The organism is Pseudomonas sp. A125, from assembly GCF_055409485.1.
On the sequence record NZ_JBUZVP010000004.1, the window covers coordinates 213,450 to 239,387 of the forward strand.

The window sequence follows — 25,938 nt, forward strand, 5'->3', positions numbered from 1 at the left end:
ATTCTCATAGTGGGAACAAGTGTGAACGCCTGGAGCCCTTACTGGCCGGGCTCGTTCCCCCGGTTCCCACTGTTCCCACCGTTTTCAGAATCACAGAAACACATTGTGGTGATCGTGCTGAGAAGACTCGATTCGCGCCCCACGCTTTCGAGCTACTGCATCGGGCAAAGGGAAAAAGTGGTGGGAACAGTGGGAACGGTGGGAACAGCCAGAGCGGCCGTGGGCTGCGAGCGTTCCCACTAAAACAAAGAAGTGTGAACAGGTGGGAACACACATCTGTTCTGGAGAACCGGCCATGACAGTCCTACGCGGCATGTTTGAGCGGTTGAGTGCGGTAGCGCCGCCAGAACAACCACAGCCAAATTTCGAAATACAGCCCGATGCATACGCAGAGCCAATGGAGCCAAGCCATTCCCATTGGTGCGTGGTTCGAGACGGAAAAGTGCTCTGCAGCATGATCGGAGAGCCCATGACAGAAGCCCAGGCCTTGGAAGAAGTCCGGTACCGCTGGCCAGACGCCGAGGTTATCCGACCGGAGCCAGGCCCCGTTTCACCACTCACGCCCAGCTCTCGTCCTCAACCACAAGTCCAAGCACAGGAACCACGTCATGGGCATTGAAACGATTATTCGAACCTGCACGGTGGCTGAGCTGGAGCAAGCCGGCGCATTGCCTAAGTTACTGACTGCCTATGGCGATGAATCGAGCATCCCTGAGTTCGGCGAGGTTGATGCCTGCTTTGCAACGTATCGGGCAATGGAGGCGAGCGGCGCACTCCACATTCTCGGTGCGTTCGGCCCTGACTTGGTCGGGCTTGCCTCACTGCTGGTGTATGGGTTGCCGCACTACGCGGGCCGTCGCATCTGCGCGATGGAGTCATTCTTCGTTGAGCCGCATGCACGCAAGGGCGGGGCAGGTATCAAGCTGTTGCGTGCAGCCGAGGCCCGCGCCCTAGCACTGGGCGCTTCTGCCCTGATGATCAGCGCGCCCATTGGCAGCAGGCTGGCGATGGTTTTGCCCCGCTCCAGATACCGCGAAACCAACCAGGTATTCCTGAAGGTGCTCGCATGAACAGCATCACCTCCGCGGCCCCATCACTCCCCGCTATGACAAGTGCCGACGTTGAGAAAGTCCGGGGCTTGGAATCGCATCTGCTTGGTATGGAACAAGTGGCCATCCATACCCAGCACCACTTTCACGCTGGGCTCTACTCCCGAACCATCCGCGTTCCCGCCGGCGTAATGATCACCGGCGCCCTGATCAATATCCCCACGCTGCTGATCGTGTCGGGCCACGTCACGGTTTTCATCGGTGGCGAAACAGTTGAGCTGAAGGGATACCACGTCGTCCCGGGGCAGCCTGGCCGTAAACAGGTGTTTCTAGCGCATGCCGACACCGATCTGACCATGACCTTTGCCACCCAGGCCAAAACGGTTGAAGACGCCGAATCTGAATTCACCGATCAACCCACCGCACTCATGTCGCGCCAGCAAAGCGAAGACCTGATCATCACCACTGGAGAATAACCATGTCTGGATACACCACAGCTGTTGCCTTAGCCACCGCCGTTGCTGGTACGGCCTATTCGGTCTACTCAACCCAGCAGGCCGGCAAGCAGGCCAGCTTGAATGCTGATGCTCAATCCGATCAGGCACAGAACGACGCCAATGCTGCCGCCAGTGCCTCAATGGTGCAGGCCGACCGTATCCGACGGATTGCCCGTAACCAGGCCAGTGAGGCCAACACGGCCCTTGCAGGGTCTGGTGTTGAGGTGGGTGAAGGCACCGCCGTCAACATCAACGAAGAAATCATCGGCAATGCCGAGGAAGACGCGGTGTTGACCATCTTCAATGGCCAGAACCAAAAGGCCCGCGGCTCCGTCGATGCCAGCAACTACAAGCTGGCAGGAAGCCAGGCTCGATCCAACGCGAACGCCCAATCCATTGGCACCGTGCTTTCCAGTGGGGCTCGGATCGCTAGCGGGTGGAAAGCATCCGCTGCAGGTCGAGACATGCAGGGCCAAACGCAAGAACTGAATACCAATCCAGCCTGGGTGAGGAATTCCTGATGGCACAGATACCACTTGGCCCGGGCGTACGTGTATTGCCAGAGGCGCCCCAAAATCGCGTTATTACACCAGACCCAAATAATCTGAATCGTGGCGCGCAACAGTTAGCCGGCACAGTTCAGAACGCAGCGCTTTCCTTCCTTGACCAGAAAAACAAAGAAGACCAAGAGCTTTCTAAGGTCAAGGTAAGCAACGCGCTGTTGGACTATGAGAGCCAACTAGACACCGGGGTAAACGAGCTCAGCGGCAAGCTGAAAACCCTGGAAGTCCAACCTGATCAAGGCGAATCAAGCTATCAGCAATTCATCAGCAAGCTGGAGCCGGTGAAGGTCGCAGGCCTGGATGCATCTGACCAAGAGCATTTGAATCTCGCTGTACGCAAGATGCAGGCAAACAAGCTTCAACAGATCCAAGGATCGGTGCTGGAGGCCCGCACAGGCGTGGCTAAAAGTGAGCTCAGGTCTCGCTTTGATCTGTTGGAGAATGCAGCTGCCAGGCCAGATGCTGACCTGGGCCAGATCCTCAGCCGAGCGAGGGCGGATGGTGTTCAGACCGTTGGCCGTAGCGCTTATGGCATCGATGGTTGGGATAAAGAGGTGCGCACGTTTGAGCAGTCGGCCTATTCGGCTAACGCACTGGCGCGTATCCACAGTGCAGGGAACAACCCGGAGCAACTGCAGCAAATCCAGCGAGATCTGTCTAACTGGGACGATGGCCCATATTCATCGCTTACCCTGAAGAACCGAGAAAGCCTGATCAAAACCCTGAACCCGCTACTGGATCGAAGCATAGGCGTCAGCGTTGGAGCACAGGCGGTCGAGCAAGCCAAAAGCGGGAGTGGGTCGGTGTTCGCGGCAATGCTTCAAGCCGAGAGCGACGGTCGCCAAGTCGACGCCTCCGGAGCGCCACTTACCTCCAATCGTGGAGCGGTAGGCATCGCCCAGGTGATGCCAAGCACTGGCCCTGAGGCTGCTCAGGCTGCTGGCTTGCCATGGGACGAAAAGCGATTCAAGACCGACGCAGACTACAACCGTTCACTTGGAGAGGCGTACTACGGGAAGCTGCGCCACACGTTCGATGGTTCGGACGCGCTGGCCGTGGCCGCCTATAACGCGGGCCCAGGAATGGTTAACGATTGGATCAACGGCACCAACATCACAGGCAAGAATGAAAGCAAGCTGAAACTGGGTGACCCTAGGACGGGCGAAATCAGCGAAGCCGACTTCATCAAGGGTATCCCCTTCAAAGAAACGAAGGACTATACCCAGAAAGTTCTCAGCAGCGTCCAGCCGGAGGCCGAACCGACATTCGGTCAAATTGCCAAGGGCATTGATGCCCGTAGCGATCTAACCCCTGATCAGAAACGCATCGCCATCGCCGATGCACGCGACCGATTCAGTTGGCAGCAAGATCAGCAAAAGCAGGAGCACATTCAGAACCAAGGGCAGGCTTGGGACTTCATGCTCAAGGGCAACAAATGGCAAGACTTGGATCCCGACCTTTGGGCCAAGCTACCTGCAAAAGACCGCAAGCAATTGATGGCGTACAAGCAGAATCAGCAAACCGATCCTGAGGTGTATACCAATGCCAGGGATCTCATCGCCCAAGGGAACGAAGTCAACCTGCTCGACATGCGTGACAAGCTGAGCAATGAGGACTTCACCCGCCTGACCGACCTGCAGATTAAGCGGCTGACCAGCGGGCCAGCAGCAACAGCATCGATCTCGACGAGCACAGCTCTGTTCAACGACGCTTTGCGCAACGCAGGCATGCCTTCCAGCCCTAAACCGGGATCAGCGGTAGCCAAGCAAGTGGCAACGGCACGTCGCTATGTGGATGACCAGATCCGGGGGCTAGAGGCGCAACAGAACAAGAAGGCCACACACGAGCAGGTGCAACAGATCGTGGATCACGCCTTCATCGAAGGAACGGTTGAAGGGTCAGGACTGTTCGGTTTCTTCACCAACAAGCAACGCGCGTTTGAGCGGAAGCCTGGGGACAACGTTCGGGTCACGGACATCAAGCAGATTCCCGCCGATGAGCACGAGCAGATTACCGCGGCGCTTAAGCGCCATGGCCGCACTGCGAGTGATGCCGAGATCCTCAACCTGTTCAATGAGGCCAACCAATGAGCCAGTACGACAACATCCTCGCCGGCAAAGAAGAACCTCAGGGCGTAGAGGCAAACAAGTACGACGTTGCCATCCAGCGCCAGCAGAGCAAGCCCAACCCCCGCACGGCTCTGAGCTACGTTGCTGACAACAACCCGGATGAGCAAGCCAGCATTCAACGCCTGGCCGAACTGACAGGGCTCGCTCCTGACATGGTTGTTCGCAACCGCAAGCAGGTTGAGCGACAAGCCAAGCTGGCATCCGTGGACTACGACGCCCTGATTGAGCGAGCGCCGGCCACCAACCAGTTCCTGACTGACCCGGACAACGCCAGCGTGGCCCACGACGATATCGACGGGCTGTCCAACGTCGAAGGTGCCTTTGATAACTTCGTCAAAGAGTCCGGTCAGCAGCACTCAACGAGTAAGAGCGATGCACTGACCAAGGGTTTTGGTCAACTGGGAATAATCGGTGAGGCCGGCGCCAACATGCTGGACAGGGCGCTGTCTTCGGTTGGTGGTTTTTTCGTGAACGCACTGGCACCGCAGAGCGCTTTGGATCGCAACAAGGGAGAAGAGCCGAACTATACGGGCCGCACGGAAAGCAACATCACCAACACCGCCCAGGGATACCTGGCTCTACCACGCGACCAACGTATTGCTTTCGCAGGACAGATATTCGACAAAGCCCGCGATGGCGGTGCTGGTGTGGGTGGCGCGGCGAGTGATACCGCCCTGTACGCATTACGCAACCCTGGATTGATCGGCAGCGCACTGACTGAATCGCTACCTAGCCTTTTGGCAGGCGGAGTTATAGGCGGGATTGCGGCGCAACCGGTGAAGAACTTCGCTGTCAGTCGTCTTGCCAGCACCTTTGCGCAACGTGCTGCTGAGAAGGCAATCGTAGTGGGAGGGGTAAACCTCGGTACCAGCATCGCCGGCGGTGCAGGAGAGAACCTGGCCGAAGGGCTCAAGAAAACCGGCGACTTAGACCAGGCATACGCCTACAGCTTCAAGCGCACTGCGGCCGAAGCCGCGATCAACGCATTAGGCGGCATGGTGCCGATTCCGTTTGCCGGCCGCGGCATAGCAGGAAAGCTGGGCAACGTCGCAGTTGAAGGTGTAGCCCAAGCTGCAGGCGCTGTTGGTGGCACGGTCGCAGGTGCTGCTGCCGTCGGCGAACAGGCAACTGGGGGAGAAATGTTCTTGAACGCCTTCCTGGGCCTGGCAACGTCACCGGTTGATGTCGCTATCGCAAGTGCCAGCTCTGGCAGACGGTATTGGCAGATCGAGAAGGATCTGGCTGCCGTGCAACAACTAGGTGACATGGCTCAGAGCTCCAAGATGTTCAAACGCTCGCCACAACGCGCCGAAGCACTCGTGGCCAGGCTGAAAGAGCAGGCAGGTGGTGCCGTAGAAAACATCCTGGTACCCGCCGAGCAGTTCCAACGCTACTTCCAAGAGAACAACCTCGATCCTGAGCAGTTCGCCAAAGCGGCGACAGGCAACCCCGATGCCCTTGGAGAAGCCCTCGCCCTCGGTGCAGATATCTCAATCCCGCTGGAGAAGTGGGCGTCGGTCATTGCCAAGGATGGGCACCACCGAGGCCTTGAGCAGGATATGCGCGCAACTCCCGACGCGATGACGCTACGAGAACTTGCTGAGTTCCAGCAACGCGCCCCTGAGGAGCTTGAGCGCCTTCGTGATCGTGTTGAGCAAGACCATGTCGCCGCATCGGATCGCCGAGTGTTTGAGGATGTTCGCGGTCAGCTGCTTGGTATTGGTCGCGAAGCACAGACAGCAGACAGAGAGGCATCGCTTTATCAGTCCGCCTTTCGCTCTCTGGGAGAGCGCTCAGGTATCGCCCCTTACGATCTGTTCAACCAGTATCGGCTCCGCATCGGCCAGGACATTCCTGAGGTGCTGCGCAAGCCTGGCGGATCTGATCAGCTTGACCTGCTGATTGATCGCCTGCGCGCCGCCGATGTTCCCGACGACGCAAAGATCTACGGCGCCTCGCTAATCGACTTCATTCGTGAGCGCGACGGCATACGCGACGATGGTGGCGAGCTGGCGGCCCGTGATGCTGATGTGGGCCGTCGAGGTAACAACCGAATTGCCAGGAAGGGTGGGCGCAGTCTGGACGATATGGCCACTCAAGCTGCAGAAGCCGGATACTTGGGAAATGTGCCAACCGCAACGCCGGAAATGCTCTTGGCCTCACTGGACAAAGAACTGCGCGGCCAACGCCAATCAGCGCCCGCCAATCTCAACCAAGAGCTTCTCGATGCACGCGGCTCGCTAGATGACCTGCAACGAGCACTTGATCAATCTGGCCTTGATCTGAACGTCTTGGACAACGCCGCAGTACGAAAAGCATTGCTCGGGAGCGACGCCGTCCGCTTCGATCAATCAGAGGACGGTACACGCGGCTTTATCCAGTTCGGCGCCGACCGCAAGTTCGCAATCAAACTGACCGACAAGGCTAACCTTTCTACCTTCCTACATGAAACCGGGCATTTTTACCTTGAAGTGATGGGTGATCTCGCATCGCGCACGGATGTCCCGGATCAGGTGAAACAGGACTACCAGACAATTCTGGATTGGTTCGGCGTCAATGAGCGCACAGACATCAAAGTCGATCAGCATGAACAGTTTGCGCGCGGCTTTGAAGCGTACTTGCGCGAAGGGAAGGCCCCCAGCGCAGCATTGCAGTCGGCTTTTTCACGCTTCAAGGCGTGGCTGACCCAAATCTATCGCGATGCCAGTCGGCTCAACGTCCAACTCAATGACGACGTACGTCGGGTGTTTGATCGACTGTTGGCCACCGATGATGAAATTGCTGTTGCTCAAGCCCCCTTCCGCACTCTGTTCAGCGATGCCCAGGCCGCCGGCATGTCACCGGCCGAGTTCGAGGCTTATCACGCTGCTGCCAACAAAGCTGGCCAGGCTGCAGAGGAGCGGCTGACAGCCGAGTCGCTACGCGAGCTGACCCGTGAACAGGAAAAGTGGTGGAAGGATGCACGCGAGAAGATGCTGGGTGACGTCACCAAAGAAGTCGACTCACAACCGGTGTACCGCGTCCAAGACTACTTGCGCAAAGGGTTGCAGACCGATGGGACGATTGGAGAGCCGGTAAAACTGCTGCGCGAGCCGCTGCTGGAACGCTACGGCAAGACGGTCGTAACACGCCTTCGTGGCATGACTGGCGATGAGGGGATTCATCCCGACCTGGTTGCCGAACAGTTCGGGTACACATCAGGTGATGAACTGGTGCAGGCTCTAGTAGGTGCCCGCGCACGTAGGGAGCTAATCCAAGCGGAAACAGACGCCAGGATGCGCGCCGAGTACGGTGACATGCTTAACGACGGCTCTTTGGCAGACCGTGCCATTGAGGCAGTGCACAACGATGATCGTGCCAGGGTTCTCCGCGAAGAGCTGCGCGCTATTGATCGTCTTCGCCGCCAGGTCGACAAGGTGCAGAGGGCTCAGGATGCCGACTCTCGGGCTCTGCGCAACGATGCTTACGACGCTATACCGCCTCTGGAAGCTATCCGCTCAGTTGCCAAACAGGTGATCGCAGACAAGGTTGTACGAGATATCCAGCCTCACCTGTACCTCAATGCCGAGCGCAAGGCCAACAGGGACGCCTTCAACTTCGCCACGAAAAACCGCTGGCAAGAGGCCGCCGAGTCCAAGCAACGGGAGTTGCTGAACCATTACTTGTTCCGGGAGGCGACAGCTGCGCGCAAGGAAGAAGACCGGATTTATACATTCATGCGCCGTTTTGAGAAGCCCGTAACCCGGGAGCGCATAGGCAAAGCCGGGGCCAATTACCTGGAGCAAATCGAGGGGCTGCTGGATCAGTACGAATTCCGCAAGGTCAGCGGCCCACAGGTTGAACGTCGCCGCAGTCTCGCCCAGTTCGTCAGGGAGCAAGAGGCCGCCGGCAACATCGTCGCGGTACCACAACACCTGATTGAACAGAGCGCCCGCGTCAACTATCGGGAACTGACATTCGAGGAGCTTGGCGGCCTGCGTGACGCAGTGGCAAACATCGAGCATATGGCCAGGCTGAAAAACAAGCTGCTGAACCGCAAGGACAAGCGCGATTACGAACAGGCAAGGACTGATCTCATAGCTGCTCTAGACACGAATGTGCCCGCACGCGCGCGACAAGTGGCTGTATCCGAAAGCAGCGAATCCATCGGTGACAAAGCAGTAGGGCTTCTGCAGGGGCTGGATGCCTCACTGACGCGGATGGAGAACGTGATCAACCGCCTAGACGGCAGGGATACCAGCGGCCCCTGGCATCAGTTGATCTGGAGCCCACTGGCAGAGGCCCAGGCCAATGAGCGTCAGTTGTTCAACGCCGGCATCCGCTCGATAGTTGAGCGCTTTGCGGACATGAACGCGGAACGTCTGACGGATCGATTCCACATCCCAAGCCTTGGTAAATCATTCAACCGCCGCGAGCTCATCATGCACGCGCTCAACACCGGCAACGAGTCAAACCGCAACAAGTTGTTGAAAGGGAACAAGGTCGACGAAGCATCGCTGGCTGACATGCTGGGACGCCTCGACAAACAGGATTGGGATCTGGTGCAGTCTGTATGGGACTCGTTCGACAGCCTATGGCCCGATATCGCGGCAATGTACAAACGCCTCTCCGGTGTGGAGCCACCCCGCATTGAGCCGAAACCAATCACAACCGCCTTCGGTGAATACCGCGGTGGCTACTTCCCAATCATCTATGACCGCAAGCGTGCAGGCGCACCGCCAGCGGCAGTCGGCGGCGAGCTGTTCGGTGAAGGGTTCGAAGGAGCGCTACCGGGTAACGGATTCACCAACCAGCGTAACGAGAGCGTGTCAGGGCCACTACTGCTCGACCTCAGCGCCATCCCCCAGCGCCTGGCCCAGCATGTCCACGACCTGACCCACCGGGAAGCGTTGCAGGACGCCCACCGCCTTACGCAGGATCCCTACGTTCGGGCTGTGCTCATCAATAAGCTTGGCCCACGCGGAGCTGATGCATTCCTGCCCTGGTTGAGGGCCATCGCTAATGACCGAAACCCTCCGGAGACTGGCAACTTCAACCAGTTCCTCGACACGGCACGGACAAACACGTCCATCGTAGGACTAGGGCTTTCGACAACCACCCTACTGGCCCAGGCAGCTGGACTTATACCTGGCCTGCTGTACGTGAAGCCTCGTGAACTCGCTACGGCCCTGCTTGAAGGCGTGCGGTCGCCGGTTGATACCTACCGGATGATCACCGAGGCTTCTCCTGCGATGCGCCTACGCTGGGACATGGAAGACGGCCGACTGCAATCCAACATGAGCGCCCTCATCGGCCGCAATGCGTTCTTCCGCAAGAAAGCCGACTTGGTGCGGTTCTCGTTCAATCTGCTGGGATACCTCGACCGAGGTATTTCGGGTGCGATTTGGCTAGCGGCTTACCGTGAAGGTGTTGCAGCAGGCAAGGAAAGCACCGCCGCAGTGTTGGATGGTGACAAGGCTGTACGCCAATCTCAGGGCGGCACCGGAGCCATGGACATCGCGGCAATCCAACGCAAAGACCAGGGCGCCGCAATGCGCTTGCTGACGATGTTCTACACACCGTTCAGCGCCTACTACAACCAGAACCGAGACCTGGCCTTTGAGGCTCGCCAAGGGACAAGAACTGTCGCCAGTGCCGCAGCTTCAATGCTAGCGTTGGCGTTCTTCCAGGGAGTCATCGGCGATCTGCTGACGGGTAAGGGCCCAGAAGAGGACGAGAACACCGCAGCCTGGATGGCGAAAAGCACACTTGGTTTCGGTGTCTCTGGCTTTCCGGTCATTCGGGACACTATCGGCTCCGCACTGAGCGGTCACGCAGGGTCGTTGTCACCTGCATGGCAGGCGATCAATGCAGGCCGCCAGCTAACCTCTGCCGTCGCCGGCGTAGCAAGTGGTGACAAAGACCCAGGGCAAGTGGTCAAATCTGCTGTAACGGCAACTGGCTACCTGCTAGGCATCCCGGTCAAACCGCTCACCAGGCAAGGCACTTACCTGTGGGATATAACGGTTGGGGATGAAGAGCCGGAGGACGCTGCTGCGTTCATGAAAGGACTTCTCACAGGGAAAAAATAGCCATGATGCGACTGCTCGGTATCGTTTTGAATCTGGCCCTGATCGGAGTGGTGGTATTCCTAATCAGCGAAGAAGGGATGCCGAGTGGAGGGTGGCAGATTGCTTTGGTTGTGCTGCTAGTGCTCGCCCCATTGTTCAACCTGGTGCTTTTGCGAAGCCACGCTGGTCAATCAAACGGTCAGGGGCTGTTGTCCCTTTACCTCGAGCGAAAGGCTTTGGAAGAGCGCCAGAAGATCGCCGAGTTGAAAAAGTAACCTGATGACGCAGAAAAGAAGACCCGCTGATGCGGGTCTTTTGCTTCCTGCAGCCAGTTGTAACGAAGCCGTAACGTTTCATGTAACGGCGATGCAAGCTCGTTGCAACACAGTGTCAACGAGCGTTCAACGACCGTTGGTTGCTAATCCCACAATTTCCGCAGCAATTCCAACCGCAGAAGCCCAAAGGTCGCGCACTCCACCGCTAACTAGCCTTGGTTGCTCATCGGTTGCTGATCATCGTTCTCTCCAAATATCAAACGTCTGAATGACGGCCGTCGCTACCAACACCGAGCCGCCGACTAGGATGCTCCGCATTGGCATCATAAGAGCGTGAAGCCTGATAGCCGGCCACAGATGCGTGCGCCTGCTCCAATGATCTTCCACGGCACGTGGCGAACAACAAAGCTTGCTTTGTGTAGTGAGTACACAAGCTGAAGGCTTGGGGTGACTTGCGCTGATCTTTGCTCCACCCGCAGGCTGAAGATGAACACCGTCAGCACGGGGGCCGGTATGCCATACGCAATACTAAGAACAAAAAAGCTCAAAACGATCACAGGGGTACTGGGATCGGGGCGGCACACATTCCGAGAGATGCCAACGCCGAACTCCGATGGCACCCCCAGCATGCATATGGCTGGTGCAACAAGCTCCGTCGAACTGGGTCGCGCAGTCTTGGCCAGGCTTCCGCAAAAGCGACGGAAGGACGCAGTGATCTGCATCGAATACCTGATCACAGCAAGCCCGGAGGCGTTCGCCAGGCATGGCGGGGCGATGCCTGACACCGGCAGTTACTTTGATCGAGCCCTAGCTTGGCTCAAGGCGCGTCATGGGTCAGCAAACATAGTGTGCGCCGAGGTGCATCTGGACGAGAGAACCCCGCACCTCGTTGCTTACGTGACACCCCTAACACGTGACGGGCGCCTATCGGCCCGTGACTTCCTAGGAAGCCCCGTCAAGCTGCGCAAGATGCAAACCGACTTCCACCATTGGTGTGGGAAGCCTTTCGGACTGTCTCGTGGGATCGAGGGCACCAAGGCCCCGCATCAGAAAGTTGCACGGCATTACCAGGCGCTCGCTGCTGCCGAGCCCGTCATTACCCGAACAGACTTAGCAGCTGCAGCCATAGGCATATACACGCGGAGCTACATGGCGTTAAGGGACAGTGCCAAAGCTTCAGCTACACAGGTCGCACTCCAGGCCAAGGCCGTGTCGGCTTTATGCCATCGGCAGACTGCCCTGGAGCAGCAGTGGGTGTTACTCAAGCAATCTCAGCGGACGCTTGAGGATCGAGAGATTGCACTGGAAAGACAAGCGGATCGGTTGAATGAGGTTGACCGGGCGCTTGAACTTGCTCTGCTAAAAGCAGATTTCGAGCGGGCGCGCGCTGACGAACTGGAGCTGAAACTCAATAAGGCAACCAAGAAATCACCCAGCCTCAATATAGACCCCGTAAGACTTACTCAAGACCGCACCAGTGGGTACGTCTGGTACAGATTTAAGCAGTAGGCACAGGCTTTTCCTGACCCTGCAAGTCTGCGATCAACTCTTTTTTGCTAACGCCATCGAGATCTGCCCGCTGTGTCTTCAACTTTTCTAGCAGGTAATCATTTGTTAGCTCAAACTCATCAAAAATAGTTGCCCACGTTTTTACGTAAGCTTTCACCTTGTCGTCACTGGTGACTAGCCCTGGCTCGCCATGGATTTGCATACCGCGGCATCGACTATGGATCTGGCTCCCCTTGCTGGAGATGTTTCTACCCACCAAAATAAGCTCAAACTTAACATGTTCGCTATTAAACACAGGGTCATTACTCAACACAGATGCATACTCGTCAAGCTGCTGTAAGTGTTTATTGTTGAGAGAAATACCAGGTCGTTTTATTTCGATGATGACGCAACGAAAATATTTTCGTCCTCGTGAGTCGAAATCCGGTTTCTTCCTAGCGAGAAAAAGATCGACCTGTCGATTAGCCCCTATAAGGTCGACACCTATTTCCAAATCCATCTCTTCAACGATGCCAGCCCCAGTGACCTCGGCGCGTAATCTCTCCGAAATTTTAGTGAAAGTATCTTCTTCTGCACCGAGAATGTCGTAAGACGGCCCGAAAAGCCAAGTATTGTTCTCGATCACTTTTTGAAGGTCGGGAGTCTCCAAAACCTCACGGAAGTGCACGTTTATAATTTGCTTTAACTGCGCAATAGCGTGCTCTCGATTTTGGAGCACCTCTATGGTCTCGATTATATTGTTGAGTTTAGTCTTATTGAGCTGGGTGGCGAATTGTCTCATTGAGCCTGCGTCCAAGCTTAGAACACTCTCCAAAACCTCTAACATTCCATCGTTTTCATTGGACACAGACAGCTTGTCTAGCAGCCTGATTATTAGCCTCCGCTGCCGCTTACTGCTTCGCATCAAGACAGTAGGGTCGCGAATTATTACACTTTTAACGATGCCCTTAACATGACTCAGCCTCCAAGCACTTTCAGCAGAGTCTAAGTCCTCATAGGTTGGAAAATCTCCATCCTGTTCGTATCGATTAACCTCTTCCTCTGCTTGCTGGACTAAGAACTCGCTATAGTTTTCGCGGAGAAACTCATTCAGTGCCTTAGTCAATCCACGATAAGATTTAGTCTGGAAAAAATTAGAAAACGGCTCAGATAGCCCTTGGTCGTTTAAGGAGTAACGTTCGAACAAGTCAGACTTTACATAGATACTGGTGAAATACCCGGGCTTTTTATTAAGGCTGCTAAGCTGTTTATTTAAAACTTTCAATGTCGATGACACAAAATTAATGAAAGATTTTTCACTGCCCGGCCGTTCATGCCATCGGATTAACTCTATGCTGAAATTCTCGCCATCCACCGGGACAGTGTGTTTGTATATACTGTGCGGCGGAGGCGTAATACTCTTGCCATTAAGGGTCAACGACTTATGAGGAAGCAGTATTAAATGACCACCAAACTCTCTACTAAAGTCATGAATCAGCTCCGCCTCTATCGGGAGTGCTTTTTGAAACCCTCGAATCTCTACACAAGTACCGTGAGGATGTGAACTCAACAACGCATGCGTAGCTTCTGGCGGAATAGTCACACCAAAAATGTCGCTGAGATTTGAACTTTCTACGCTAATTTTCGCGTCTTCGCCTTCGTGCCTGGTATACCAGGTTGCAGTATTTCCTATTTTACTGAAAGCCAATCGCCCTCGACCTTGCGAGCCATGAGTATCATAGGAGTCTTTCTTCAACGAATCGTTAAAGCGTCTAAAGTTTTCATGCGGCTTTCTGAAGTTAATTCCCGCACCGTCGTCCAAGACCGTTATCGACTCGGTGCCATGAGCTTCATTTTCCGTAATATCAATTTTTACGGCAGTAGCCGCAGCATCGAAGCCGTTCCAGACAAGCTCAGAAATAGCTTGCCAGGGATCAACAGATTTGAAGTGTTTTTGTATTCCGCTATGGGTAATTGCGTTCGAACCCGAGAAGTCAAAAGCGGCGAATTCCTTTTCCAAAGGTAGTTCCTCTTGTGATGCATTATGGCAAGGTAGTTGAATTCATTTTCAAAGCTGTCTTGACCTCGACGGCATCATCATCAAGCTTCCGAGCAATCCAAACCAGCATGTCCTTTCACGTTTACAAAGGCGTAGACACCTCCTCCAATCGGGATCGAACCAGGTCGATGCGCGCAGTGGCGTTGAAATATAACAAAGGGGGGCAATCTGATTGCAAGACAATTCCGTGGATTTCACCTAGCCAGCACCTCCATGCTCAAGTCGTTGCCATTGCGAAGGGCGCATGCGCGACAATCAAGGAAATGCCGCTATTGACACCATTCAAGTGTGATGTCTCGCGCGCGCGCGCGTTTGTGGGTGTTTCATGAGCCGTCGGGCGCCGCCGGCGCGCTCAATTGATTGGTTTCAAGTGATCAACGAAATATCACGCGCAGGCCTTCCGATGCAGGCGATTGCAGAGTCAATCGGGGTGGCCCGAACCACACTGATCGGCTGGAAACAGGGGGCTGAACCTAGGCACTCCGAAGGTGACCGCCTCCTAACGTTCTGGACTAACGTGACTGGCCACGACAGAGCTGCAGTCCCCATGGTGTCGATAAGCGACTGGTGGGCGTATCACGCAAAATAGACACTCACCCCCGGCGACAAAGGCGGATAACGCCAATGTCACGCAGCGTCACACATAGTCACAGAGCAATGGCTGCTCACATTTCCTCACTGGTTGCGAGCAGTCTTCTTGTCGGCAATCCACTGCTCAATCTCGACCGGATCGAAGCGGCATCGAGCGCTGCGTGCGTCACTGGTCTTGATCGGTTCAGGGAACGTCTTGTCGCGCACGCGCAGCTTGTTCAGTCCGGATACGCTTTGCATGCCGAGCATCTTGATTACTTCGGCGTTGCCCACCAGGGCGGTGCGTTTTCGCTCCACGGGTATTTCCTCGCTTTAATTGGCCTCGACATTAAACGCCACATTTGTCCCACCGCATGCTTTCCGACCCTGGTCGGATATTTTTCCGGCCCTTAGCAATCATCCACTGCAAGAGCCGTTCGGCACTCCGCGAAGCGACTCTAGGAGCCAGCGCTACACTGAGATCTTGGTGCGGCCTCGACCCCACGCCCCTAACCGGCGCTCACTGCAGAGTAAGATCGAGGCCACGCCATCCTACCAAGTCTCTAGCATCGCGATCAGAGCCAACACACCATGCCTTTCATCTGGCGCGCCCCAATGACTGACCCATATGGGCAACCTCGAATCCTTAGAGCCAAGCACGCACCGTCCTATCTGGGAATGTGCCGGGCGGAGTTCGACAAGACGGTTCGCCCACACGTCAGCGAATTCCCCATCGGCAAACAGGGAGTCGGGTTTGACCGACTAGAGTTGGACGCATGGGCAGACGCTTACATTGCGGCTCACTCGATTGATAAGTGCGCACCATCTGAGAATGCTCTGTCGTCTGATTCGTGGGCGGCAGTGAAGAATCCACAGGTCACCTCCCGTAAATCAAACCCCGAAGGAGCACGAGACCCTCATGCGAAATCGAAAGCGGAATTCCAGAGAGCCCTCGACCTCGTGAGAAGGAAAAAGCGGCCCTGATCCGGCAAGGCCATGCCAAAGCAGTTTGACGGAGGTAAGCTGCGTCCGCAGGCACTGACGCCAAGGAATATGATCATGACCACAGAAGTGATTTTCTACACGCAGATCGTTTCAATTATCGGCTTCATCATCACGCTGTTTGTGCTGTACCGGGTTTTGGTGCAACAGAAAGATGCGGTAATTCAATTACTCAAAGAGCGCTTGATTGATAAAGACGAACAGATTGCAGCGCTAAAAACCCAGACACCCGATGCATTAGCATCGGCCCTTAATGAACGGATCAAAGTCACCCAGGATGAAATTGTCCGACTCAAAACCGACGGGGACATACACCGTAAAGAGATTGATCTGAAGGAAGAAGAGCTTCGAGGGATTCAGGACAAACTTAGCACCCTGTCCGAACTTCTTCATGAAAGCGACTTAGTATGTCCAAAATGCGGAGACCCGCTGGCAGGTCGCCACGCACACACTATTTATGGTGGTGTACACGGCGAACAAGAAGCAGAGATTGTGATCACCGAATATGAATGCGGCTATTCAATAGCCGATGATGGGAAAGAGTTGTCCCATTGCCCACATCAAACCAGTTGAAAACGCGCAGCCAAACTTAAAGGCCAACACCCAAACACTAAGAACCAACAGCACAAACCTCCAGGTAAGACTAATGATCCATATAGTATTAGACACAAACATCTTGCACCAAGAGGGATTAGAATCTAGAAACATGCAGCTTCTCTCAAAACTTTCAAACTCTGACGAACTAACAATTTACGTCCCGGAAATCGTTAAACGCGAATTCATTTCGAAAAGAACAATGGAAAGTCAAGACAAGTTCACGGAGGCAAAAAATGCTATTTTAGAAATCTCAAAAAAACTACTAAAGAACGACCCGCTGCGCGAGAATCTCTCCGAGCTAGATAAAAACCTTACTTCTATGACCGACAGTGTATCGGCCGCACTTCGGGCTCAATTCGATAACTGGGCAAAGGAAGCTAAGACAGTTGAGCTGAAATCAGATCCCGCAGCACTGGATAGCATCATCGATAGTTATTTCAGCGGCACAGGTGCATTCAGAAAAGCGAAAAACCGAGAGGACTTTCCAGATGCTTTTGTAAACCAATGCATCGAAACTCTCGCAAAACAGCACGATACGATTTACATAGCCATTAAAGACACAGCATTCAAAAAGCATCTTGAAACGATACCAAACATCACACTATCAGATTCCTTGAAGGACTTCTTTCAACGAGACGAACTTCAGGCAATAAATACAAAAATTGATGGACTACTTAAAAACGTAGAAGAACTTAAAGGTTATTTGGCAGGCGAAATATTTACCGACAGACTTACAGAATATCTAACCTCTGAAGAGGAGCCTCTTAAGGATGTCTATGTCGAAGAGCAGCAGATTGACGGCATAAACAATCTAGACATTGATTCATTCGGCGCATCTATAAATTATGCCCAATCGAATAACGTCAAAGATATCAAATATAGCAACCCAACCTATATTGAAGAAGGCCACTACTCGCTGGATATAGAGATAATAACGATTGCATCAATTCATTATTGCGCTTCCTACATGGACTATATACAACTTTCCAACCAGCGAATGAAACACATCGATAACTCCAGCATGAACGGTGACGGGATATGTGATCTGGCCGAAAATTTCTTTGTAAGCCTGCAAGGCACTATAGAAATTTATATTGATGGGGGATGGTCTGCTCAAGAACTGGACACACACTCCGCATACTTAAATACAGATAAATCCAAAATAAAAACCACTTTAGATATTGAGTCCGGAGCAATTCTTAAACACGCTCAAAACTAATACCTTGAGAACACCAACACAATAAGTCGATCCAGGCCCGAAGTGGGCTGATCCAACACGGATACCTCAGGCGATATCAGAAGAACCAGAATTGATGCCGCTACATTCGGTCAATGTTATTGAGGAAGATGCCCATGCCATCCATGGAAGTAGCTCTTGTAGACGGGAATCGAGCCGCGCCGGCACCACGCCTGAAAGGCTTGTGTCCCTTGTGCGGAGCGCCTGCGCAGGCTAAATGCGGCCCTATTGTTCGTTGGCACTGGGCTCATGCTGGCCGTCGGCATTGCGACCCTTGGATGGAAAATGAAGGCCCATGGCATCGCGCTTGGAAAGCACTATTTCCGTTCGCGTGGCAGGAGGTCATTGCCTTCGACGACGTAGGCGAGAAGCATGTCGCGGACGTGAAACGGCCTGATGGCACGGTTATTGAGCTTCAGAACTCACCGATGAGCATCGAAGAAATGTCCAGCCGTGAGCAGTTCTATGGCAAAAAAATGGTTTGGATTGTGAACGGAGAAAAGTTCAAGGAGCACATACAGATAGGAGATGCTTTGCCACCGCCAGATCATCCAGCTATACAAGAGTTTGAACTGGCTTTGCCGATCTACTCCCAATGGATCAAATGGCGTTCGCCACCGAACTTCGATGGTAGCGGTCTCATGTACTTTCGGCGTAGTGATCTCGCGGCCAATCCTGGAGCTTTGCATCGCTGCTATCCAGCTCGCGAACTCGGTGATCTCATGACTGGGAACTACGAAGGGCATCACTGCTGGGCTTGGAAGAAAGCGCGGGAGGTCTGGTTAAGCGCCCACCGTACTGTGGTACTCGACTTTGGCACGGAGCAAATATGGGCGATTACTAAATACGGAGCAGGTGGGCGATTGAGCCTCCAGCGAACTTCGCGAGCAGGCTTAATAGGGTCGCTTCTATCCGGTGCAGAACCCGCTATTGGGTGGCCACTAATAGATCCCAGATGTTGGAAATAATGTTCTGCAATGGTGCTATCGCTGACTCTCAGGTGCAAAGCATGCGCCATGCTTTACCGTCTGCTCAGCGCTACTTTGACCGAGTGTGAGACAGGCATGATACGGAACTCAAGCCGGGCGGGCGCCTGAGACTTGTTCCATGCGCCGGCCGTCAAAACACCCGGCTTTGCTGCTTCATAGGCCTGACAGATAGCTATTCAGTCGTCAGTGCTACGCTTTCTCGAAACACGGAGAGCTACCATGACGGACACTAAACTGATCGCCAATCTGTTCGACCGACTGAATCAAAACCAGCTCGCCCTGGGCGCTGCGGTGGAGGAGCTTTCTAACTGGGTCGAACAACGCGGGGCGGCGGACATTGCCAACAACGTGCGAGGCGCACTGGAAACGCTCGATGAAAACCTTGTGTTCATTCGCCAGGGCACTGCTGAGCTAATCGTCGCCGGCAGTATCGGCTCTTCGTAAACGCGGGGAGACGCAAAGCCAGCGCACGCCGTGTCAAAATTGGAGAGTTCATGGAAGATGAATGCGAAGTCGTCTACATACCGGATCTGGCGAGAATTCTTGGCAGAAGTGAGTCTTCGATCAGGTCTGGACTGCAGGTGAGAGCTGCGTGGATCCCTAAGAGCTTCAAAATGGGAAGTAGGATCTGCTGGCTTAAATCAGATGTGGTTGAGTTCCTGCAGGATCATAGGGACGGGAAGACTGAGGAAAAGCCCAAGATCGTTGGAAGGAAGCGGCAGACGCCACCGACATTGAAGGATCTGCTTCGAGGCTAACGAATTGGATATGCCTCAGTACCTTTAGCGGTTTCAAAAAAAGGGCTTACCACTCGTCGGGCATCGGCAGAAGAAATCAACACCGTTTCGGGCGTCGCCGGCATGTTCAAAATGGAGCCGTATTTAAAAAAGGGAGTAGATTTGTGAGTAGATTTATATATCGCCCCCACAAAAACCCTTAAAAACGTGGCCAATAGACAACTATTCGATTCCGTCTCTGGCACCACTAATTAGTTTCAGGTGGTGCAAACGTCATCTGAAACACACAAAAAACCCGCCTTGTGCGGGTTTTTTGTTGCCTGGAATTTATGGGCCTTCAACCTCCACCCCGCATCAACGTCAACACCGCTACCCGTTCCTGCTCGGAGATGTGAAAACCACTCTCCTCTACCCGAGCAATCCAGCCTTGGGCCGAAAGCGACTCGCCAAAACGCACCAGGCGCCCATAGCGCTTAAACACGGCCTCCAGCACGCTGATCATCGACGGGTAGCTGCAACCGCCGTCAAAACAAATGTTGAGGCCGCCAAACCAGGAACGGCCAATCACGTGAACGCTACCGCCGCTCTGCGCACCCGCATGCTCAAAATCCATTTTTACTGCCTCCACGTCGCAGCCAAAATCATCACCACGAAACTACCCAAGCCTAGCAGACGCCTGCCTTCAGGCAGGCTGCAAAGCGCTTTATCAGACCCACCGGTCACTCAGGCGGCGACCATACAGCAAGACGGCCCAAAGCGCCGGTTATCAACACCGCATTCCGACTCCTTGATCTATCGTGAATGCCCCGTGCACGCCAGGAAATCTGGGACGACTCACCGCAGGGCTGGCCACAGACCGACCCTCCAGCGGTTGCCTCGCCATGATGAATAGGGCGACTGAGTTACTTCACCAGGAACACCAGTAGCGGGTTGTCATTCAGCCGCCCGTTGAACACCGGCGCCAGATGCTCCAGCGGCGTGCCACGCAGCAACTCGGTTTGCTTGCGCTCCACCAGGACCCAGGCCGGACGCGGCAGCGTGTCTAACTGCAAAGGCTCGTTGCGCCCGATGAACAATGGTTTCTCGTCATGATCCAGGTTCATGATGTAGCGAATGGCCCAGGTATCTTTGCCAAGGCCGACGAACACCAGCGTGCCCGGGTTCTCGCTACGCAACTTCTGCACCGCGCCAACGAAGTTTCTGGTGTCAAATTGCAGGTCCTTGGCCGGCTCCACCACCTTCACCAACACCAGCCACTGCGTGGCCAGCGCAATGAGACTGAGCACCACCAGGCGCCGCCCGAGATCGCCCTGCAACCGCCGCCAGGCAATCACCGCCGCCACTTGCAGCACAATCAGCACACCGACCAGCGCCGGCACTGAAACGTCCGGCCAGTAGCCGTGCTTGTGCCACAGGTGCCGGCACACAAACACCACTACGATGCCCAGCACCGGCAGGGCAGCCACCAGCCACTCATAGCCACGTCGCACACCCAGCAGCCAGCCCTGCGCCTGGAGCAGTCCATAGGCGGCCACCGCGGCAAACATCGGCACCATCGGTACGATGTAGTACGCGCGCTTGAAATGCGGGACCGACAAGCCCAGCAAAATCATCAGCCCGCACGCGGCCAGGCGCAGCATCAACTGCACGTCGGCATCCTCGTTGCGCGCCGACCATTTGTGGCGCAGCGCAATCATCGTCGCCAGCGCCAGCGGCACAACCGGGAAATAGCGGTACAGGCTCAACTTGAAGTAGAAGTAGAACGGCTCGCCGGTTTCGTCGAGGCGCCCGGCAAACTGCATCCGGAGCACGTCATCAACGAAGGCATCGCCGCCGCTGATCCGCGCCAGCTTCAACAGCACCCACCAACAGCCGGCCAGCAGGACCAAACCGACTACACCGTGGGCAATCACTTTTTTCAGCAGTGCAATCCGCTCTTCACGCGTGCGAGCCGGGCCAAGCGCCCAGTAAACACAGGCCACTCCGCACACCTCGATCAGCCCCAGCGGCCCGCGAATGGCAAATGCCACCACGAACAACGGGAAGATCGCGTATTGGCGCAATCGTGAGCCCGTGCGTTCGCCGGTATGCAGCAGGTAGAAACACCCCAGGCACAGCAACGAGATCATCTGGTCCAGGCACACCGAACGTGACTTCTCCAGCAACTGGGCGGTCAAGGCGGTGAGCAGCACTGTCAGCAGCGCCCACGCCCGGCCAGACGGCACCAGCAAGCGGTAGATCAGCGCCATGACCCCAGCCGAAGCCAGGACGGTAGGCATTACGTTAGCCAAGTCGTTGGGCGCGCCGAACAAGCGGGCAAAGAGGTAGCTTAGATAAGTCGCAGTGCCCGGGTAGTCCGGGTAAGGCTCACCATAGGTGGTAGGAAAGAGGCTCGCGCCGTGGCGAAACATCTCTTGCATGAACACCGCCCAGCGGCCATCGAAGCCTTGTGGCTGCTGGTCCCAGATGCCCAGGGTAAACAGCAGCAAGGCGACAAAGAAGATACCCAGCGATTCCATTCGAAAGCGGTTGTGTTGATCCATTATTCAGCCTGTCAGTTGGGGTAAACCGGACCATGTTGCCGACCGCCACCCTGAATAACCCCTGAACGGAATCAAACATTCATCCGCCTAGCGACGAGCGGGCCAGACCAACAGCGGTATCAGCCGGATATAGAGTAGCTCCCCCACCAGCTCCACCAGGGTTTGCGTGATAACAGCGGCGGCGGCAAGCCCACGGAGGTCTTCGGGCAATGCCAGTGCCAGCGGCAACACCACCAGGGAATTACGCGTGGACGCACTGAAGGTGACCGCCCGCGCCGTGGTCGACGGCAACGCGAACAGCCGCGAAGCCAGCGCGCCTATCACCGGCGCCAGCAACAGGAAGCCGATATACACCGGGATCACCGGCACCAGCAGGCCGATATCGCGGACCACGGCAGTAATTTGTGAGCCGATCACCACCACCAGCACCAGCGCCATGGCCGGTACAGGCAGCCAGGCCCAGGCATCGTTCCAGACACTGATAACGCTTGATCGCCGCGACAAAGACGTCGTCAACACCGCCAGAACCATGGGTGCAACGATCAGCAGCAGGAAGGCCTCGACAAACGGCCCCACCGACACCACCCCCTGCGACTGCGCCCCGAGCATCAACCCCAGGTACAGCGGCAACAGCAACAGTTGCAGCAGCAACAGGATTGGCGTCGCCGCCAGCATCAACCGCGAGTCGCCCTTGCCGATATGGGTGAACACCACCACATAGTCGATGCACGGCGTCAGCAGCACCAGTAACGCGCCGATCAGAATCGCCGGGTGACCCACCAGGCCACGGGTCAGCGCCCACACCAACAGGGGGACCAAAACGAAGTTGGCCAACAGCAACGCAGACATAAAGCGTTTGCTGCCCAAACCCCGGCGCAAGTCCAGGAATGGGATCTGCAGGAACATCGCGTACATCAGCACGGCAATGGCGGGCGTGACCAGCACGGCCAGGCCATGGGCCATGGCTGGCGCCAGCAGGCCGACAACGGCAGCCAGCAGCACGGCGGCAAAATAGATGGGGATCTGGTTTTGTTCGAGGGTGTCGCGGGTCATGGGCTGGCTCTAAGGGTGCGCAAGGGCCCAAGCCTAGGCATCCGAGCCGCTCAGGTCGAGCATCAGAAAAATCATCGGGATTTCAATAGCGGAAATTTGTTAGCTTCGACCTCCTATAAAACTGCGCACGGGCCTTTGATGCCCCATCGAAAGCGCGATGATTGAGCCCGCCCATGAACCTGCCAGCCCGACCTCAAGCCGAAGCATTCCGCGAGCCCGCAGCCGACGGGTATTCCATCTGCGGCTTCACCTGGCGCCACGTCAGGACCGACATCGAACGCCCGGTCGTCATCATCAACGCCGCCACCTCCGTGCGTTGCCGTCATTACTCACGCTTTGCCGATTATCTGTTTGCCAATGGCTTCGATGTCATCACCTACGACTACCGGGGCATCGGCGAGTCCCGCAGCGGCTCGCTGAAGGGGTTCAAGGCGTCGTGGTCGGATTGGGGCGTGCTGGACTTCGAGGCGATCCTGCAGCGGGCGCAGCGGGAGTTTGCGGGGCAGCCGATTGATGTGGTCGGGCACAGCTTTGGTGGCTGCGCAGCAGGGCTTGGGGCCTCCGGCGCGGTGATTCGGCGACTGGTCACGGTGGGCGCGCAGTTCGCCTATTGGCGCGACTACGAGGCCAGCGGGCGATGGCGGATGTTTGCCAAGTGGCATGTGGTAATGCCGTTGGTGACGGCGGTTTTTGGCTACTTCCCGGGCAAGCGCATGGGCTGGCTGGAGGATACGCCAGCAGGTGTGGTGCGCGATTGGAGTACGCCGACGCCGGGTTACGGAAAACGCCCCAGCGGGAAGGCGCTGGGTGAGCTGCCGTTTTCTCGGGTGAAGGCCCAGGTATTGGCGATCAGCATTACCGATGATCCGTTTGGCACCGTCGCGGCCATTGAGCGCCTGCTACGTTACTTCGACGGCAGCGAGCGCACGCACCTGCGGATCGCCCCTAAAGATATCGGCGAAGAAGAAGTCGGACATTTCGCATTCTTTCGCAGCCAGTATCAGGACCGGTTGTGGCCGATCGCTTTGGCCTGGCTACAGCGAGGCCAGTTGGCCGAAGGCACCCCGGGCCGGCAAGTGACGGATCGCGCCTAGAAACCCTTGGGATTTTCCCAAACCTGCGCTTCAATACCCGATTCCCAGATCCTGACACCAAGGACGTGAGCCCATGGCTTCGCCGAACAAGCAGCAAAAACGCGCCCACCGGGCAAAAGCCAAGGCCAAGCAGAACCGCACCCAACGCGCCGTCGCCGTCAAGCCGGACGCCTTTGCCGGCGATGACAGCCGCATTGATCTTGAGTCGGTGGATTTGACCGAGTTGTTCCTGGAGATGCGCACCGCTGGCGAAACCAGCCAACTGGCGCTGTGCACGGTGTTCCTGGCGCATCCGCTGCTGGCCGTGGTGCTCGAGCAGGAAGGCGAAGAAGACGCGACCGACTTTATCCTCGCGGCGCTGATCGAGTATCGCCAGTGGGCCACGGATACCGAGGACGAGGCCGCCGCCCTGGCGTGGATTGAGTCGCCGGAATTCCAGGCCGATTACGTCGCAGCCTCACAGGCGCTGGTCAATTCCGAAGACTGATACAAAACAAAATGTGGGAGCCGGGCTTGCCCGGCTCCCACAGTTTTTTGCAGTGTTTGATGAATCGTATTTCAATCCATCAATTCAACACCGCAGCCCCAACCTTGCGGCCCTTGCGCCGGCGCGACACCATCAGCCCCGCCACCACCACCAGCAAGCTCAGAATCCCGGTAGCAATGATCTCCACCCGGTGCGCTTCCTGGAACAGCATGATCGTCAGCACGCCCACGATGAACACGATCACCGCATACGTCAGACCCGGGAACAGCCACATTTTGAAGGCGATCTTCTCGCCCGCTTCGGTGCGCTTCTGGCGCATGCGCAGTTGCGATACCGCGATCACCAGGTACACCAGCAACGCGATGGCGCCGGAGCTGGCCAGCAGGAATTCAAACACCGCCGCCGGGGCCACGTAGTTGGCAAACACCGCCAGGAACGCCGCGCCGGTAGACAGCAACACTGCCCAGTAAGGCGTGCCGCTTTTATTGGTGATCTTCGATACTGCCGGCGCATCACCGCGACGACCCAGCGAGAACATCATGCGTGAAGCGGTGTAGAGCGCCGAGTTAAGGCAACTGGTCACGGCCACCAACACCACCAGGTCAACGATCAGCTTGGCATTCGGGATGCCCATGCGCTCCAGCACGGTCTGGTAGGAACCCACCGCGGCCAGCGCAGGGTCATTCCAAGGCACCAGGGCCACGACGATGAAGATCGACACGAGGTAGAACAAGCCGATCCGCCAGATCACCGAGTTGGTGGCCTTGGAGATCTGCTGGCCAGGGTTCTTCGATTCAGCGGCCGCGATGGTCACGATCTCGGTACCCATGAACGAGAACATGGTGGTCAGGATCGCCGCCAACACCGCGCCCATGCCGTTGGGCAGGAAGCCTTGGGTGTCGAACAGGTGCGAAACACCACTGACCTGGCTGCCCGGCAGGAAGCCGAAAATCGCCAGGATGCCGAGGATCACAAAACCAATGATCGCCACCACCTTGACCAACGCAAACCAGAACTCGAACTCGCCGTAGTTCTTCACGCTGAACAGGTTGGTCGCGGTCAGCAGCAAGGTGATGATCAGGGTAAAGGCCCAGATCGCCACGCCGGGGAACCAGGCGTGGAGAATGGTCGCGGCAGCGTTGGCTTCCAACGGAATCACCAACACCCAGAACCACCAGTACAGCCAGCCAATCGTGAACCCGGCCCAGTGACCAATCGCCCGGTCGGCATAGGTCGAGAACGAACCGGTATCCGGCGATGCCACGGCCATTTCGGCCAGCATGCGCATCACCAACACCACCAGGGTACCGGCGGCGGCATACGCCAGCAGCACGGCCGGGCCTGCGGCAGCAATCGCGTGGCCGGAGCCGACAAACAATCCGGCACCGATAACGCCGGCAATCGACAGCATGGTGACGTGACGCGGTTTGAGCCCCTGTTCGAGGTCATTGGAGCTTTGCGTACTACTCATTGACACACCTTTGCGAGGAATTGCGAATACGGTCCACCCGGTCTGAGG

19 protein-coding genes and 1 pseudogene are annotated in these 25,938 nt (G+C 56.1%); 14 read left to right on the forward strand and 6 right to left on the reverse strand.

Annotation, left to right across the window (positions count from 1 at the left end; all coding sequences use genetic code 11):
- Positions 1-608: 608 nt before the first annotated feature.
- The 7 genes from ACZRN6_RS07735 (at position 609) to mobV (ending at position 12,072) form a co-directional block, all read left to right on the forward strand.
- Positions 609-1,070, forward strand: coding sequence for a GNAT family N-acetyltransferase (locus ACZRN6_RS07735; protein ID WP_464007614.1), 462 nt, complete (start codon positions 609-611; stop codon positions 1,068-1,070).
- Positions 1,067-1,525, forward strand: coding sequence for a hypothetical protein (locus ACZRN6_RS07740; protein WP_464007615.1), 459 nt, complete (start codon positions 1,067-1,069; stop codon positions 1,523-1,525). Before ACZRN6_RS07735 ends, ACZRN6_RS07740 begins: the two co-directional genes overlap by 4 nt.
- Positions 1,526-1,527: 2 nt before the next feature.
- The gene (locus ACZRN6_RS07745; protein WP_464007616.1) at positions 1,528-2,067 is read left to right on the forward strand and encodes a hypothetical protein; all 540 of its coding nucleotides are present in this window, start codon (positions 1,528-1,530) and stop codon (positions 2,065-2,067) included.
- Complete coding sequence (locus tag ACZRN6_RS07750; protein WP_464007617.1) at positions 2,067-4,199, forward strand: transglycosylase SLT domain-containing protein; 2,133 nt, start codon at positions 2,067-2,069, stop codon at positions 4,197-4,199. The genes ACZRN6_RS07745 and ACZRN6_RS07750 overlap by 1 nt, the downstream gene beginning before the upstream one ends.
- Complete coding sequence (locus ACZRN6_RS07755; protein ID WP_464007618.1) at positions 4,196-10,309, forward strand: hypothetical protein; 6,114 nt, start codon at positions 4,196-4,198, stop codon at positions 10,307-10,309. The genes ACZRN6_RS07750 and ACZRN6_RS07755 overlap by 4 nt, the downstream gene beginning before the upstream one ends.
- A gap of 2 nt (positions 10,310-10,311) precedes the next feature.
- Positions 10,312-10,563, forward strand: a complete 252-nt coding sequence (locus tag ACZRN6_RS07760; RefSeq protein WP_025859453.1) for a hypothetical protein — start codon at positions 10,312-10,314, stop codon at positions 10,561-10,563.
- 513 nt (positions 10,564-11,076) lie between these two features.
- Positions 11,077-12,072, forward strand: a complete 996-nt coding sequence (gene mobV, locus ACZRN6_RS07765) for a MobV family relaxase (protein ID WP_464007675.1) — start codon at positions 11,077-11,079, stop codon at positions 12,070-12,072.
- Here the strand turns inward: mobV and ACZRN6_RS07770 are convergent.
- Both ACZRN6_RS07770 and ACZRN6_RS07775 read right to left on the reverse strand, forming a co-directional pair.
- Positions 12,062-14,071 (reverse strand): ATP-binding protein, encoded by a 2,010-nt coding sequence (locus ACZRN6_RS07770; protein ID WP_464007619.1) that lies wholly within the window; start codon positions 14,069-14,071, stop codon positions 12,062-12,064. The genes mobV and ACZRN6_RS07770 overlap by 11 nt on opposite strands.
- Before the next feature lie 714 nt (positions 14,072-14,785).
- Positions 14,786-14,998 carry a helix-turn-helix transcriptional regulator gene (locus tag ACZRN6_RS07775; protein WP_464007620.1) on the reverse strand — a complete coding sequence of 71 codons (213 nt, stop codon included), beginning with the start codon at positions 14,996-14,998 and terminating at the stop codon, positions 14,786-14,788.
- Positions 14,999-15,739: 741 nt separating this feature from the next.
- On the opposite strand from ACZRN6_RS07775, the gene ACZRN6_RS07780 reads away from it, so the two are divergent.
- The 5 genes from ACZRN6_RS07780 (at position 15,740) to ACZRN6_RS07800 (ending at position 19,263) form a co-directional block, all read left to right on the forward strand.
- Positions 15,740-16,255 (forward strand): hypothetical protein, encoded by a 516-nt coding sequence (locus ACZRN6_RS07780; RefSeq protein ID WP_464007621.1) that lies wholly within the window; start codon positions 15,740-15,742, stop codon positions 16,253-16,255.
- A gap of 73 nt (positions 16,256-16,328) precedes the next feature.
- Positions 16,329-17,498 carry a PIN domain-containing protein gene (locus ACZRN6_RS07785; RefSeq protein ID WP_464007622.1) on the forward strand — a complete coding sequence of 390 codons (1,170 nt, stop codon included), beginning with the start codon at positions 16,329-16,331 and terminating at the stop codon, positions 17,496-17,498.
- A gap of 296 nt (positions 17,499-17,794) precedes the next feature.
- Entirely contained in the window at positions 17,795-18,484 is a 690-nt protein-coding gene (locus tag ACZRN6_RS07790; RefSeq protein ID WP_464007623.1) for a hypothetical protein, read from the forward strand.
- Between the two features lie 240 nt (positions 18,485-18,724).
- Complete coding sequence (locus ACZRN6_RS07795; protein WP_464007624.1) at positions 18,725-18,949, forward strand: hypothetical protein; 225 nt, start codon at positions 18,725-18,727, stop codon at positions 18,947-18,949.
- 50 nt (positions 18,950-18,999) lie between these two features.
- A complete protein-coding gene (locus ACZRN6_RS07800) occupies positions 19,000-19,263 on the forward strand; it encodes a helix-turn-helix transcriptional regulator (protein ID WP_464007625.1) in 264 nt (87 codons plus the stop codon).
- 316 nt (positions 19,264-19,579) lie between these two features.
- Here ACZRN6_RS07800 and ACZRN6_RS07805 read toward each other — a convergent pair whose 3' ends face one another.
- The 3 genes from ACZRN6_RS07805 to ACZRN6_RS07815 form a co-directional block, all read right to left on the reverse strand.
- Positions 19,580-19,855, reverse strand: a complete 276-nt coding sequence (locus ACZRN6_RS07805) for a hypothetical protein (RefSeq protein ID WP_322142833.1) — start codon at positions 19,853-19,855, stop codon at positions 19,580-19,582.
- Between the two features lie 289 nt (positions 19,856-20,144).
- Positions 20,145-21,785 (reverse strand): ArnT family glycosyltransferase, encoded by a 1,641-nt coding sequence (locus tag ACZRN6_RS07810; protein WP_464007626.1) that lies wholly within the window; start codon positions 21,783-21,785, stop codon positions 20,145-20,147.
- A gap of 87 nt (positions 21,786-21,872) precedes the next feature.
- Entirely contained in the window at positions 21,873-22,838 is a 966-nt protein-coding gene (locus ACZRN6_RS07815) for an arsenic resistance protein (protein WP_464007627.1), read from the reverse strand.
- A 173-nt stretch (positions 22,839-23,011) separates the two neighbouring features.
- Between ACZRN6_RS07815 and ACZRN6_RS07820 the strand changes: the two are divergent.
- Together ACZRN6_RS07820 and ACZRN6_RS07825 are read left to right on the forward strand one after the other, a co-directional pair.
- Positions 23,012-23,926 (forward strand): annotated as a pseudogene (locus ACZRN6_RS07820) (alpha/beta hydrolase family protein); the annotation flags it as partial.
- Positions 23,927-24,005: 79 nt separating this feature from the next.
- Positions 24,006-24,419, forward strand: coding sequence for a hypothetical protein (locus ACZRN6_RS07825; RefSeq protein ID WP_322142829.1), 414 nt, complete (start codon positions 24,006-24,008; stop codon positions 24,417-24,419).
- A gap of 79 nt (positions 24,420-24,498) precedes the next feature.
- Here ACZRN6_RS07825 and gabP read toward each other — a convergent pair whose 3' ends face one another.
- A complete protein-coding gene (gene gabP, locus ACZRN6_RS07830) occupies positions 24,499-25,890 on the reverse strand; it encodes a GABA permease (protein ID WP_322142828.1) in 1,392 nt (463 codons plus the stop codon).
- Positions 25,891-25,938: the final 48 nt, after the last annotated feature.